This is a genomic window from Streptomyces echinoruber, assembly GCF_014651135.1.
GTDB lineage: Bacteria > Actinomycetota > Actinomycetes > Streptomycetales > Streptomycetaceae > Streptomyces > Streptomyces echinoruber.
The window spans coordinates 417,270-430,544 of record NZ_BMWH01000002.1 but is presented as its reverse complement, the minus strand read 5'-3'; the positions used below and the strand labels follow the sequence as shown (position 1 = coordinate 430,544).

The 13,275-nt window shown below is 73.4% G+C and carries 12 protein-coding genes and 1 tRNA gene; 7 read left to right on the top strand and 6 right to left on the bottom strand.

Features of this window, described 5'->3' with window-relative positions:
* Nucleotides 1-425 precede the first annotated feature (425 nt).
* From IE225_RS04990 to IE225_RS04980, 3 genes are all read left to right on the top strand, one after another.
* The gene (locus IE225_RS04990; RefSeq protein ID WP_190056056.1) at nt 426-1,070 is read left to right on the top strand and encodes an HNH endonuclease family protein; all 645 of its coding nucleotides are present in this window, start codon (nt 426-428) and stop codon (nt 1,068-1,070) included.
* A 118-nt stretch (nt 1,071-1,188) separates the two neighbouring features.
* Entirely contained in the window at nt 1,189-2,835 is a 1,647-nt protein-coding gene (locus IE225_RS04985; protein WP_190056055.1) for an alkaline phosphatase D family protein, read from the top strand.
* Between the two features lie 280 nt (nt 2,836-3,115).
* Nucleotides 3,116-3,571: a DoxX family protein gene (locus IE225_RS04980; RefSeq protein WP_190056115.1), complete on the top strand. Its 456-nt coding sequence runs from the start codon at nt 3,116-3,118 to the stop codon at nt 3,569-3,571.
* Nucleotides 3,572-3,734: 163 nt separating this feature from the next.
* Here the strand turns inward: IE225_RS04980 and IE225_RS04975 are convergent, their stop codons facing one another.
* On the bottom strand, nt 3,735-3,974 hold the full coding sequence (locus tag IE225_RS04975) for a DUF2277 domain-containing protein (protein ID WP_190056054.1): 240 nt from the start codon (nt 3,972-3,974) through the stop codon (nt 3,735-3,737).
* Nucleotides 3,975-4,202: 228 nt separating this feature from the next.
* Between IE225_RS04975 and IE225_RS04970 the strand changes: the two genes are divergently transcribed.
* Complete coding sequence (locus tag IE225_RS04970; RefSeq protein WP_190056053.1) at nt 4,203-4,568, top strand: DUF8825 domain-containing protein; 366 nt, start codon at nt 4,203-4,205, stop codon at nt 4,566-4,568.
* A gap of 143 nt (nt 4,569-4,711) precedes the next feature.
* On the opposite strand, the gene IE225_RS04965 is transcribed toward IE225_RS04970, so the two are convergent.
* Nucleotides 4,712-4,783, bottom strand: a tRNA-Val gene (locus IE225_RS04965).
* A 180-nt stretch (nt 4,784-4,963) separates the two neighbouring features.
* Here IE225_RS04965 and IE225_RS04960 point away from each other — a divergent pair.
* Nucleotides 4,964-5,176 carry a hypothetical protein gene (locus IE225_RS04960; protein WP_190056052.1) on the top strand — a complete coding sequence of 71 codons (213 nt, stop codon included), beginning with the start codon at nt 4,964-4,966 and terminating at the stop codon, nt 5,174-5,176.
* Between the two features lie 54 nt (nt 5,177-5,230).
* Nucleotides 5,231-6,667 carry a hypothetical protein gene (locus IE225_RS04955; protein WP_190056051.1) on the top strand — a complete coding sequence of 479 codons (1,437 nt, stop codon included), beginning with the start codon at nt 5,231-5,233 and terminating at the stop codon, nt 6,665-6,667.
* A gap of 25 nt (nt 6,668-6,692) precedes the next feature.
* Here the strand turns inward: IE225_RS04955 and IE225_RS04950 are convergent, their stop codons facing one another.
* The 3 genes from IE225_RS04950 to IE225_RS04940 all read right to left on the bottom strand — a co-directional run bounded on the left by IE225_RS04950 (nt 6,693) and on the right by IE225_RS04940 (nt 11,877).
* On the bottom strand, nt 6,693-7,826 hold the full coding sequence (locus IE225_RS04950) for an amidase domain-containing protein (RefSeq protein ID WP_373303133.1): 1,134 nt from the start codon (nt 7,824-7,826) through the stop codon (nt 6,693-6,695).
* Nucleotides 7,827-8,041: 215 nt separating this feature from the next.
* A complete protein-coding gene (locus tag IE225_RS04945) occupies nt 8,042-9,337 on the bottom strand; it encodes a polysaccharide deacetylase family protein (protein WP_190056049.1) in 1,296 nt (431 codons plus the stop codon).
* 8 nt (nt 9,338-9,345) lie between these two features.
* Nucleotides 9,346-11,877 carry a transglycosylase domain-containing protein gene (locus IE225_RS04940; protein ID WP_373303131.1) on the bottom strand — a complete coding sequence of 844 codons (2,532 nt, stop codon included), beginning with the start codon at nt 11,875-11,877 and terminating at the stop codon, nt 9,346-9,348.
* Nucleotides 11,878-12,144: 267 nt separating this feature from the next.
* Between IE225_RS04940 and IE225_RS04935 the strand changes: the two genes are divergently transcribed.
* Nucleotides 12,145-12,366, top strand: a complete 222-nt coding sequence (locus tag IE225_RS04935) for an FmdB family zinc ribbon protein (RefSeq protein WP_190056048.1) — start codon at nt 12,145-12,147, stop codon at nt 12,364-12,366.
* 251 nt (nt 12,367-12,617) lie between these two features.
* On the opposite strand, the gene IE225_RS04930 is transcribed toward IE225_RS04935, so the two are convergent.
* Nucleotides 12,618-13,109 (bottom strand): O-methyltransferase, encoded by a 492-nt coding sequence (locus tag IE225_RS04930; protein ID WP_190056047.1) that lies wholly within the window; start codon nt 13,107-13,109, stop codon nt 12,618-12,620.
* Between the last annotated feature and the right edge of the window lie 166 nt (nt 13,110-13,275).

The window sequence follows — 13,275 nt, the reverse complement described above, 5'->3', positions numbered from 1 at the left end:
GGGACGGGCGGCGGGACAAGCGGTCCCGCCCGCCGGTCAGGGAGAGCGGGCGGGGACCACTTTGTTTCTCCACGGTACAAAATAGGTCCGGGATTCCGCCACCGCATCCGGCAAGCCTTCACCGGTCGTTCAAGTCCGCGTGGTGCGCGACCGTCCGAACCCGTCCGAACCCGCCCGAACCCGCCCGAACCCACCCGGAGCCCCCCGGGTCGCCGCCGATACCCCGCCCACCCCTCCATCCCTCGAATCACCCCCCTCGGACCGCCACCGAAAGTCCCGTCACGCCTCTTGTTGTGACATGCACGCGTCACTAGCGTCTTACCGCGCGCACACCTCCCGGCAACACACCGGCGCGAGCATGCCAACGCTGCACCGCCCGGGCCCCGTCACCCCACCCCGTCACCCCCATCCCCAAGGGAGTTCGCATGCCGAAGTTCTACGCGCGTCGAAGGCTGAGCACACTGGCGGCCCTCACCTGCCTCATAGCCTCCGCGGCGCTGTTCGACGGCCCGTCCGCCTCCGCCGCCCTCCCCACCCCCGTCAGCGCGTCCACCGCCCGCAGCTACCTCTCCCAGCTCACGGTGGCCGCCGAGAACCGCACCGGCTACAGCCGCGACCTGTTCCCGACGTGGATCACCATCAGCGGCGCCTGCAACACCCGCGAGTGGATCCTCAAGCGGGACGGCACGAACGTCACCACCGACTCCTCCTGCTACCCGACGAGCGGCAGCTGGTACTCGCCGTACGACGGCGCGACCTGGACCTCCCCCACCGACGTCGACATCGACCACCTGGTGCCGCTCGCCGAGGCCTGGGACTCCGGCGCGAGCCGGTGGACCACCTCCCAGCGCCAGGCGTTCGCCAACGACGTCACCCGCCCCCAGCTCCTGGCCGTCACCGACAACGTCAACCAGGCCAAGGGCGACCAGGACCCGGCCACCTGGGTGCCGTCGCGCTCGGCGTACGTGTGCACCTACGTGCGCGCCTGGGTACAGGTGAAGTACTACTACGACCTCTCCGTGGACTCCGCCGAGAAGTCCGCGCTGCAGGGCTACCTCGCCGGCTGCTGACCCCCGCGCCGCCCGGTCGGGCCGCCCGCCGGTCCGCCGGCTCTCCGGCCGGCGGCCCGAACCTCCCCTCGGCGCCCGTCGTTCCGTACCGTACGGGGCGACGGAGGAGGGCGAGGCCGTGGCGGAACTGCGCCTGGGACCACTGCTGAGGTACATCGACGGCTCGTCCGCGACCGTGTGGGTCGAGGCGAGCCGTCCGTGCACCGCCGAGGTGCGCTGCGCCGACGGCGCCCGGGGCGCGGCCCGCACCTTCCAGGTCGCCGGGCACCACTACGCGCTCGTCCCGGTCACCGGCCTGTCCCCGGGCACGGCGACGGCGTACGAGGTGCTGCTCGACGGCGCGCGGGTGTGGCCGCGGCCCGGCGCGCCGTTCCCGCCGTCCGTCATCCGCACCCTCGCCGGGGACGGCCCGGTGCGCGTCGCCTTCGGCTCCTGCCGCTGGGCCGCGCCGCCCAGCGGCGGCCGGGGCGCCAGGGACCCGGTCGGCCCCGACGCCCTCGACACGCTGGCCGCCCGGATCGCCGCCGACCCCGGCGGCGAGCGGCCCGACATCCTGCTCCTGCTGGGCGACCAGGTCTACGCCGACGAGACCTCCGAGGCCACCCGCCGCTGGCTCGCCGCCCGCCGCGACCTGCGGGAGGCGCCGGGCGCCCAGGTCGCGGACTACGAGGAGTACACCCACCTCTACCACGAGTCCTGGCTCGACCCCCAGGTGCGCTGGCTGCTGTCCACCGTGCCCAGTTGCATGATCTTCGACGACCACGACATCGTCGACGACTGGAACACCTCCGCCGCCTGGCTCGCCGACATGCGGGCCACCCCGTGGTGGCGCGAGCGCGTGCTGAGCGGCCTGATGGCGTACTGGGTCCACCAGCACCTGGGCAACCTCTCCCCGGCCGACCTGGCCGCCGACCCCGGGTACGCGGCCGTGCGCGCCGCACCCGACGGCACGGAGGCGCTGCGCGCCCTCGCCGCCCGGGCCGACGACGCCCCGGGGTGCGTCCGCTGGAGCTACCGGCGCGACTTCGGCCGCGTCCGGCTGCTGATGGTGGACAGCCGGGCCGCCCGCGTGCTGGACGAGGAGCGCCGGGCGATGCTGCACCCCCGGGAGGCGGCGTGGCTGCGCGCGCAGGCCCTGGACCGGCCGGACGCCTGTGACCACCTCCTCGTCGGGACGTCGCTGCCGTGGCTGCTGCCGCACCTGGTGCACGACGTGGAGGCGTGGGACGCGATGCTGTGCCGGGGCGGCCGGGGAGCGCGGTGGGCGCGGATCGCGGAGCGGCTGCGGCGGCAGGCCGACCTGGAGCACTGGGCGGCGTTCCCGGAGTCGTTCGCGGCACTGGCGGAGCTGATCGCGACGGCCGGGTCCGGACCCGGGGCGCCGGCGAGCGTCCTCGTCCTGTCCGGGGACGTCCACCACGCCTACGCCGCCGAGGCGCACTGGCCCGGCCGCGCCCCGCGGGCCCGGGTGGTGCAGCTGACCTGCTCGCCCGTGCACAACTCGGTGCCGCTCTCCATCCGCCTGGGCTTCCGTTTCGGCTGGAGCGCGCCGGCCCGGGCGCTGGGCCGGTGGTTCGCCCGGCACGGCCGGTGCGCGCCGCCGCCCGTCACCTGGCGGCGGACGGGCGGGCCGTGGTTCGGCAACCAGCTCATGACACTGACGCTGCACGGCCGCACGGCGCGGCTGCGGCTGGAGAGGGCGCGCGCCCCGCGCCCCGGGCGGCAGCGTCTGGAGACGGTGCTGGAGCGCGAACTCGCCCCCTAGGGGCGGCGGTTCGGGCCGACGTGTGACGCCGGTGGCCGAAACTGACACCCCGTCACATGACGGTGGGAGCCGACCCTGGATGCCGTCGTGCCCGGCGGGAGCGCTGCGGCGGAAGCGGCGGGGGGTGCGGGCGCACGGGCGGACACGGGCCCATCTTTGGCCAAATGTTGAACTTGAAAGTATTATTTAGGTGCACCTAACCTGTGATCCTGCTCGGTTTTCCCCGCCGGTTCCACCCGGGGACCGGCCCGGCCGTAGAAGGACCCCCCACATGACCGTTCTGACGGCACGTCTCAGCACCGCGCAGCCATACGCCCTCGGCCTGTTCCGCATCGTCGTGGGCCTGCTCTTCGCCTGCCACGGCGCGGCCTCGCTCTTCGGCGTCCTCGGCGGCGCCTTCGGCACCCATGGCGGCACCCTCCCCGCCGGCACCTGGCCCGGCTGGTACGCGGCGGTGATCCAACTGGTCGCCGGCACCCTGGTCCTGCTCGGCCTGGGCACCCGGCCGGCCGCGCTCGTCGCCTCCGGCTCGATGGCGTACGCCTACTTCGACGTGCACCAGAGAGTGGCCCTGTGGCCCATCGAGAACGGCGGCGAACCGGCGGCCATGTTCTGCTGGTCCTTCCTGCTGCTGGTCTTCACCGGCTCCGGCGCCTTCGGCCTGGACCGGCTCCTCGCCCGCCCGGCGCGGGACGAGGAGGAGCCGGCGGCGCGGCGCAGCCCGGCGACCGCCTGACGTCCGGCACCCCCACCCCATCCCCGCGGCCGCACGCCCCCACCCCACCCCCGCGGCCGCACGCCCAGACGTCCGAACGTCCACACGCCCACGCACAGCGAAGACGACCGACCGCACTCACCCCGGTCGAACCCTCCGCCACCCCGCCGCAGGAGGCCGCCCGCTACCCCGCCCCGCGGGCCGCCGCACCCCCCTGCCCCCGCACCTCCAGCCCCGCGAGCAGCTCCGCGGTGGCCCGGGCCACCGCGTCCACGGCCCGGTCGAACACCTCGCGGTTGTGAGCGGCCGGGGCCCGGAAGCCCGACACCTTGCGCACGTACTGCAGGGCGGCGGCGCGGATCTCGTCGTCGGTCGCCTCGCCGGGCAGGGCGGGCGGTCGCAGGGTTTTGATGCTCCGGCACATGGTCGTCGGCTCCTTCGCTCCCCGCACGCCGGGGCGGGGTCCGGATTCCACGCTAGGGCAGGGGTCCGACAGTCCACGCCGGGCCGGAGTCCGAACAGTCCACGCCGGGCCGGAGTCCGAACAGTCCACGCCGGGCCGGAGCCCGGCGGGCGCCGCGGGTACGAACACCACATGGCATCCGGCGGACACCACTCGAAACCTGAAATCGAACAGGCGTAGCATTGCCCCGTGGCAACGAGCTATGACTTTCCGAGTGACCTCCTCGCCGGTCAGGCAGAGCTCCACGAGGTCCGGGCCGAACTGTCCGCGCTGCTCAAGCGGCTCCCCTGGTCGGTCGAGCCGATGGACGGCTTCAGCGACGACAACGGCTGGCGCAAGGTCGAGCGCCCCGCCTCCCCCGGCTGGACCCCCGACGAACAGGCCCAGGTAGAGAAGCTCCGCGCGCGCGAACGCGAACTGGCCGTCTTCGTCACGACCCACCGCTACTGGTCCGAGCTCTCCGGCGCGGACGTCGTCGAGGCCCGCACCAGGCTGAAGCACGCCCACGAGACGCAGCAGGCGGCACAGGAGGAGGCGCAGGAGGAGGGCGGCTGAGCGGAGGCGGCCGGGACGAAGCCGCCGGGGCGTGGCGGACGAGGCGGTCGTGGCAGCCGGGAAAGGCCAGGAAAGGCCGGTCGGGACACGACGGCAGAGACGAGGCCCCGGCCGGTCACCGGCCGGGGCCTCGTCGTGGTCGGTGGGCGCGGACGGTTTCGAACCGCCGACATCCTGCTTGTAAGGCAGGCGCTCTACCCCTGAGCTACGCACCCGGGACGAGTCGACAGCCTACCTTGCCGGTGGTGCCCCGCCGCAAACCCGTGGAGCGCCGGGACCCGGGGGTTCCCCACCCCGCTTCCGGGAACGGCCCGGATCATGCCGGGCGGCTCCCGATTTCTACGGTCGAGGGGCCGGGGACGGCCGAGGGGCCGTCCGCCACCGGGGGGACCACCATGAGCCGCCGCCGTACCGTGCGTGTCCGCCGTCCGCACCTCCGCCGCCCCCGGACCGTCACCGCCCACACCGCCACCGCCCACACCGCCACCGCCCGCACCGCCGCCGCCCGCACCCTCGCCGGTGCCGCCGTGCTCGCCCTCCTGGGGCCGCCGTCGCCGGCTGCGCCGCCCGGCACGTGCTGTCGGCGCGGACCGGCGGCGGGAGTCTGACGGTGCGTACGGCGAACTGACCGGCCCGTGTGTTCGTCCTGTACGGGTGGGAGAATGGCACCACGCAGGGCGAGCGCACCACGGGAGAGGGATGTGACGGGGACACCGGCGACACCTTCGCAGCCGTACGCGTCGCCGGTACGGCCCCGGCGCGGCTCGCGCCCCGGTGGACCCGCCGGCGGGCCGCTGCTCGTCCTGGCGGCGCTGCCGGTGCTGGCCGCGCTGGCGCTGCCCGCCGCGTTCGCCGGGGGCGGCACCCGGCGCTGGTTCGGGGGGCGGGCCGAAAGCCAGCGGGCCGGGGCGCAGGCCGCGAAGGACGCCGCGGCGGCCGCGTTCTACGAACTGGACACCGCCCAGCGGGAGCTGCGCATCTCCATCGAGACGATCACGGCGGTGGACGACTCCCCCGCCGCCCGGCGCGCGATCGACGACTTCGCGGCGCTGGGCCGGCGCATCGACGAGGTCAGCGCCCGCTACATCGAGGCCGTCGACGCCACCGACCTGGACCGCGACGACCTCGACGCCGCGGCCGCCGCCCGGGCGCGCACCGCGCTGACCCGCGCCAAGGACGACCTGGACAACGTCCGCCGGGAGCTGGAGCGGTTCGCCGAGGGCCTGGGACCGCTGCTGGGCAAGGCCGAGACGCAGCTCGCCCGGGTCGCGCCCGCCGTGGAGCGGGCCCGGCAGGCGCTGCGGGGCGCCGCCGGCGCGCTGGACGGCGTACGGTCCGCGGGGCTGCGCGCCGACGACCTGGCCGCCCGGCTCGCCGCCCTCTCCCCCGAGCTGACCCGGCTCAACGAGGGCGCGGGGCGGCACGGGGTGCGGCAGACGCTGCAGCGCGCCGAGCGGGTCGCGCGGGAGGCGGAGGCGGTGCGGGCCGAGGCCGAGCGGCTGCCGGAGAAGGCCGCCGAGATCGACCGGCGGCTGGTGTCGCTGCGGACCCGCGCGCAGGCGCTGACGACGCGGGCGGGCCAGGTGGAGCCGGTGCTGAGCGAGCTGCGCCGCAGGTTCGCGCTCGCCTGCTGGCAGGACCTGCAGCACGTGCCGGAGCAGGCCGCGGAGAACGTCCGGCAGGCCGAGCGGAAGCTGGCGGAGGCGCGGGCCGCGCGGGAGGAGCAGCGCTGGGCGGACGCCACGGCGCTGCTGTCGACGGTGCGGGCGCTGCTGAACGCCACCGACGAGGCGGTGTCGGCGGCCGGGGAACGGCTGCGGCGGCTGAACGAGGTGCAGAAGGACCCGCAGCGGGAGGTCGAGCGGACCCGGTTCGCCATCCGGGACGCGCAGCGGCTGGCCATGGCGGGCCGTACGACGCCCGATCCGCGGCACGCCGGGCCGCTGGACGAGGCGGTGGCGCGCCTGGAGCGCGCGGTCGCCGGGCTGACCGGGCGGCACCCGGACTACTGGCGTTTTCTGACCGAGACGGAGGCGATCCGGCACTCCGTGGCGGACGTCGTGTCCCGCATCCGCGAGGAGCGGGGAGCCGCGCACTGAGACTCCCCGCCCGCGGCGGCACCGGTCAGGTGCGGTAGGCGTAGTAGTACGCGTTCGGGTAGGACGCGATGATGCTCGCCAGCGACCGGTTGTAGGTGTTGGTGGAGTGGTACGTCAGGTACGGCACGCCCTGCGGGCTGCGGTAGGTGACGATCATGGAGTGGTCCTTGGACCCGTCCCGGTTGAAGTCCATCTGCAGCACGTCGCCGACGTCCAGCTGGTAGACGTTGGCGAGGCTGGTGACCCGCTTGGAGGACAGGGCGAACCACGAGAACTCGTTGACGCCGACGAACGAGTCCGACTGGATGTCGGCGTTGCCGAACCACTTGTGCCAGTCGTTGGTGTAGCCGGGCACGTGCTTCCAGCCGCCCGCCTTCAGGGCCTGGCTGACGAAGTTGGTGCAGTCGCCGCCGGCGCCGTGGCCGTTGAAGTCCGGGTAGTCCGGGTTGTAGTTGTTCCAGTACTTCTGCGCGTACGCCGCCATGGCCTTGTAGTCGTAGCCGGTGGCGGAGAAGTTCTTCGGGTTGGCGGGCGCGGGCCACGTGGTGGCCGAGCGGGCCGCCGCCGGCGGGTTGTCGTCGGCGGTGTCCGGCTTGGCGACGGTCGGCTTGGCGAGCTGGTTGACGGCGATGCCGTCGTCGGTGTCGCGGATGCCGGTCAGCTGCCAGTCGCCGTTGCGGTCGGCCTTGAAGGTCAGCTCGTGGTGCGCCTGGAAGCCGGTGGTCTTCGGCTGGTTCCCGGTGGCCTTCGCGTACGTCAGCGTGGTGGTCTCGGTGACCCGCACCGTGGCCTTGCGGCCGTGCACCCGGGTGCGGTCCAGGGTGACGGTGGTGTTCGCCTTGCTGTAGCGCTCGCCCAGCGCCGCCAGCCGCTGCTTGCGGTCGCGCAGCTGCGACAGGGCGGACTTCTCCCGGTGCGTCAGCGTGCCGGACAGCCGCACGTCACCGGAGAACCGGGCCGCCAGCCGCTGCTGCCGGGCCTGCCGGCCCCCGTCCACCAGCGCGTCGGTGCGGTCGGTGAACACCGCGTCGGCCAGCTTCTGGAACGTGGCCTTGGTGGCCGGGTCCACCGCGGGTTCGGCCACGGTGCTCGCGCCGGCGCTCCAGTTGGGCAGCAGGGCCACACCGGCGACCACGGAGGCCGCCGCCGCCGCGACTATGGTCGCGCGCTGCCGCTTTCGGCTCAATTTCCTTGATTTCACTCGGTTTCCCCTCTACCCCGGCGCTCCCGTGCCGGGGGAACCGCATCTTGCCACGGCATGTGGGTGTTCCGTGAAGTGGGTGTCCCAAGTGAGCCATGGGACGGCCGTTCGCCGGCCCGGTGCGGGCCGGTGCGGGCGGGTTCGTCACCGGACGACCCGTCACCGCACGGCCGTCACCGCACGACCGTCGACCAGTCCGGCGACTGCGCCGGGTCCAGGCTGCGCAGCCGCTCCAGCACGGACGGCTTCTGCGCGTCCAGCCAGTCGGCGAGCTCCTTGAAGGACACGCACTTGACGCCCTTCTTGGTGCACACGTTCTTGACGACCTGGTCGATGGCCTTCATGTAGATGCCGCCGTTCCAGTCCTCGAAGTGGTTGCCGATGAACAGCGGGGCGCGGCTGCCGTAGTACACGCGGTTGAACCCGGCCATGTAGGAGTCGACGGTCTGCTGCTCCCACTGGGCGTACTTGGCCGGATCGCCGTGGGTGTCGCCGTTGGACTGGTTGTAGAGGAAGTTGAAGTCCATCGACAGGCCCTGGTACTTGCCGTTCTCGTACGGCAGCATCTGCAGCGGGAAGTCCCAGACGCCGTTCTTCTTCGCCGGCCATATCTGGAAGTCGCCCGGGGAGCTGGCGTCGTAGCGCCAGCCGTAGCTCTTGATGGCCTTCAGCAGGTTGGGCTGGCCCTCCAGGCAGGGGGCGCGGCCGCCGACGACCTCCCTCTTGAAGTCGAACGGCAGGGCGGGAATGTCCCGGTAGCCGGTGTTGGTCTTCCACTTCTCCACGAAGGAGTAGAACTGGTCGATCTCGCTCTTCCACTCGGCCACGCTCCAGTCGCCGCCGCCCTTGGCGCCGCAGAAGTGGCCGTTGAAGTGGGTGCCGATCTCGTTGCCCTGCTCGTACGCCAGGCGCAACTGCTCCAGGGTGGTGCGGATGTGCTCGTCGGTGGGGTAGCTGATCGCCGCGGAGCCCACCGGGTGCTGCGGCGGGTGGTACAGGTCCTTCTTGCTCTTGGGCAGCAGGTAGATGCCCGTGAGGAAGAAGGTCATGTGCGCGTGGTACTCCTTGGCCAGCTCCCGGTAGTGGGAGAAGAGGTGGTCGTCGCTCTCCAGGGCGCCGTCCCAGGAGAAGACGACGAACTGCGGCGGCTTCTCGCCCGGCTTGAGCCGCCACGGCTTCAACGCGCCCTTCTGCGGCCCCGTGTAGGAGGTGGAGCCGTCCCCCAGCACCTTGGTCCTCCCGTCCCACGGCTCCTCGCTCGCCCGGGGGCCTTTGCCGGCGGCGCCGTCCCGGCCGCCGGCGGAGGCGGTGGGCGTGGCGCTGTCCGGCCGGGCCAGGGACAGGAAGGCGGCCACCACCGTGGCCAGGACCAGCAGGGCGGCCAGGGTCAGCACTTCCGGGCGGGTGGCGCGGCGGCCGGCGCGGGCCTTGCGACGGCGGCCGCGCTGCGGACTGGTGCGGGACGTCATACGGGGGCTCATTCTGCGAGGGGGGTGGGCTGGGTGCGTGCGGTCCGTGCGCCCGGCTCCGCCGAGGGGCTCATGGCGCCCTCCCAGATGCCGTACGGGACGCTGTCGGCGGTGGTTCCGGCCAGTCCCTTCAACGGCAGCGGTTCGAGGCTCTTGGCCAGGTCGATGCGGTAGACGACGACCGCCGTGGAGACGGCGCGGTCGGTGCCGACGTACCAGGACGCCGTGTCCTTGTCGTTCGTGCCGGCCTTCCCGGCCACCAGCCCCGCGCCGAAGGGAGCGGCGGCGTGGTGCAGGCGGAAGGAGTCCGTCAGCGCGGCGGTGACCTCCCGGGCGACCTCGGCCCGCACGGCGCGGCGGGGGCGCGGGGTGTCCAGGTGCACGGTGGAGCCGTTGCGGGTCAGGCGGCGCACCGAGTACGGCTCGGTGTGCAGGCCCTGCGCGGCGAACGTGGCGTAGCCGCTGGCCATGCGGATCGCGCTCGGCGTGGAACTGCCCAGCGACAAATCCGGGACCTGCGGGCCCATGCTGGAGGGCAGCAGACCGGCCGCGAGCGCGGTCTGCTTGACCTTGTCCAGGCCGGTGTCCATGCCGAGTTGCATGAACGGCGTGTTCACCGACTCCGCGAGCGCCCGGTGCAGGGTGATCGGGCCCCACGACTTGCCGTCGTCGTTGTGGGCGGCCACCTTGCGGCCGCTGCGGTCCCAGTAGGGGCCCTCCGGGGTGGTGACCGGGACGCCGTCGTCGCCGTCGTACACCGTCTGCGGGGTGACCTGCTGCCGGGGCTCGTCGCGTTTCTTGACGACGCCGTGCTGCAGGCCCGCCGCGTACACGAACGGCAGGAAGGCCGAACCGGCCGGGACGGTGGTGGCGTTGGACTCGTTGTAGCCCTGGACGCGGTGGTCGGGGCCGCCGTAGACGGCGAGGATCCGGCCGTCGGAGGCGACCGACGCGGCGCCGTAGTGCGCGCTCCTCGCCAGGGCCGGGTGGTTCTTCTTGCCCTGCTTGCGCGCCTTGGTCACCGCGTCGGTGAGGGCGGCCTCCCGCTTGCGGTCGAAGGTCGTGTAGATCTGGAAGCCACCCCGGTCGAACTCCTGGTCGGATATGTGCGCGGCCTTCTTGACGTACTGGGCGGCGAGTTCCACCAGGTAGTCGCTCTGCTTGCCGGTGTCGTAGGGCCGGTACTGCTTCAGCGGCTCGGGGAACTTGGTGTACTTCGCCCGCTCGGCCGGGGACAGCTTGCCTATCTTCACCATCCGGTCCAGGATCCACGACCAGCGCTCCACGGCGCGCTGGTGGTTGGCCTTGCCCAGCGACGGGTCGTACAGGCCGGCGCCCTTGAGCAGGGAGGCGAGGAAGGCGGCCTCACTGGCGTTGAGCTTGGTGACGTCCTTGCCGTAGTAGGCCTGCGAGGCGCGCTGGATGCCGTAGGTGCCGCGGCCGAACCAGCTGGTGTTGAGGTACCCCTCGAGGATCTTGTCCTTGCTCATCCGGTTGTCGAGCTTGAGGGCGATCATCGCCTCGGTGAACTTGCGGCCGACGGTCCGGTTCTGCGTGAGGTAGACGTTCTTCACGTACTGCTGGGTGATGGTGGAGCCGCCCTGCGTGTCGCCCTCGCCGACGGTGCGCACCAGGGCGCGGGTGATGCCCTTCAGGGAGATGCCGGGGTCGCTGTAGAAGCTCTCGTTCTCCGCGGCCAGCACGGCCCAGCGGACGTGCTCGGGTATGTCCTTCAGCGGCATCGCCTGCCGCTGCACCCAGCCGGTGCGGGCCATGGGGGTGCCGTCGGACCAGAAGTAGACGTTGTCCTGCTGGGTGGCGAAGGTGTTGAGGTCGGAGGGTATGTCGGTGGCGGCGTACGCCACGGTCAGGAATACCGTGCTCAGCCCGAACACGGCCAGCACCCCGCCCAGCCACTGCCGCCAGGACGGTATCCAGCGCCGCCAGCCGGTGCGGCCGGGGCGCGGGTAGGCCGGTATCAGGCGGCGGGCGTAGGGCGCGAGGCGCTGCGCGTACGGCGCCAGACGGCGGGTGTACGGCGCCAGGCGGGCCGTCACGGCGGCGAGCGCGGCGGGGACGCGGCCGGCCGGGGCGGCGGGCGGCGCGGCGCGGCGGCGGCCGTCCCGGGCCCCGGAGCGGCCGCCTCGGCCTTCGGCGCGACGGGCGGCCTCGCTCTGCGGCTTGACCACCCGCAACTGCATGGTGGCGTCCGGCGGCTGGGCGGCGGTGTCCGGCTTGGGCGCGGCGGCGTCCGGCTTGGGCAGGGAGCCGACCTTCAACTGGAGGGTGGCGTCCGACTCCGGCAGGGAGCCGACCTTGAGCTGGAGGGTGGCGTCCGGCTCCGGCGGCGCCTCGTCGCGGGCGTCGTGCGGGTGCTGCCCGGGGCCGGTCTGCCCGGGGCCGGTCTGTTCCGGGCCGGCGGCCGTGGGGCCGGTCTCCGGGCGGTGACGCCGGGAACGCCTGGGCGCGGCACGCCTGCCGCGTCCCTCCGGACGGCGGCCCTCCTCGGGCATGCTCCCGTCCTGACCTGCCTCGCTCACGCCTGCGTCTCCCTCCGCACTGGATGGTGCTCGCGCGGGTGGACGTACGGTTGACGGAGCGGCCGCAGACGCGGCTGCGAGCCCCCCTGTCCGAGCCCCCCTTTTCCCCGGGCCTTGCGGCTCCTCGCGGCCTTCACAAATTACCAGCGAACTTTTTGTTTTCCGCGGCCGGGAAGCAGACAGAAACGAACATCCCTGGATCTCAAGGGGCACAGAGAGGTTCAGCGGTCCCGCCCGCACCGCCCGTCCGGCGGTTAACCTGGGGACATGCCTCGCTACGAGTACCGGTGCCGCAGCTGCGGCGACACCTTCGAACTCAGCCGTCCGATGGCCGAATCCTCCGCCCCGGCGACCTGCCCCGCCGGCCACGACGACACGGTGAAGCTGCTGTCGACGGTGGCGGTGAGCGGTTCCTCCTCCGCGCCGGGCGCCGCTCCGAGCGGCGGTGGCGGTGGGGGCTGCTGCGGCGGGGGATGCTGCGGAGGGTGACCCACGGGCGTTTGCCAACGGGCGGTGGCCAACGGGTGTTCGCCGACGGGCGTTTGCCAACATCCGGTGGCCAACAGTCGTTGGCCTACGGCCGTCGACCCGCTGACGTGCGTAAACGCGCGTTTGCCTACAACCGTTGACCCGCTGATGCGGGTCAACACATGTGGGCCTACGGCCGGTCAACACATGTGGGCCCACGGTCGTTGACTTCCGCTCCGGCGCTTCCACGCCCCCTTCTCCTCACTTCCTCCTCACCGTCGCCGTCCCAGCACCAGCGCCGTCGGCGGCGGCAGCCGCACCGCGTCCACGCGGTCGTCGGCACGCACGTGCGCGAAGAACGCGCCGGCCACATCGGCGGGGTCAGTGAGATCGGTCACGGCGAGCAGCCCGCCCTCGCGCAGGTGCGGCACCAGCCGGTCCCAGCAGGCGACGCGGTCCTTTGCCGCCGGGCCGACGACCGCCATGTCCAGCCGCTGCCCGTCCCCGTCCGGCGGTTCGGTGACGAACGTCACCACCGTCGCGCCGACGGGCGGCCAGTCGGCGGCAGGCCAGTCGGCGGCAGGCGCGCCGAGCACGGCGATCCGGCGCGCGCCCGTCAGCCGGGCCAGGAAGCCCAGCAGCTCCGGCAGTTCCGCGTCCCCCGGCCGGCGCGGGAACAGCGGCCACGGCGTGTGCGGGACGCCCGCCAGCATGCGCTCCACCACCGGATCGTGCGTCCGCGGCCGCCGCCTGTCCTCGCTCACGCCCACCTCCCGGTCCGGGCCACGTCTCCACCGTAGCCCCGCCCCCGCCGGCCGGGCCCCGTTCCGCCGGCCCGGCGCCGTCACCGCCCCGACACCGCCCGGCTCAACGCCCCCTGCCCACCACCGTCCACCCCCGGCACCATCCACCCCCGGCACCATCCGCCCT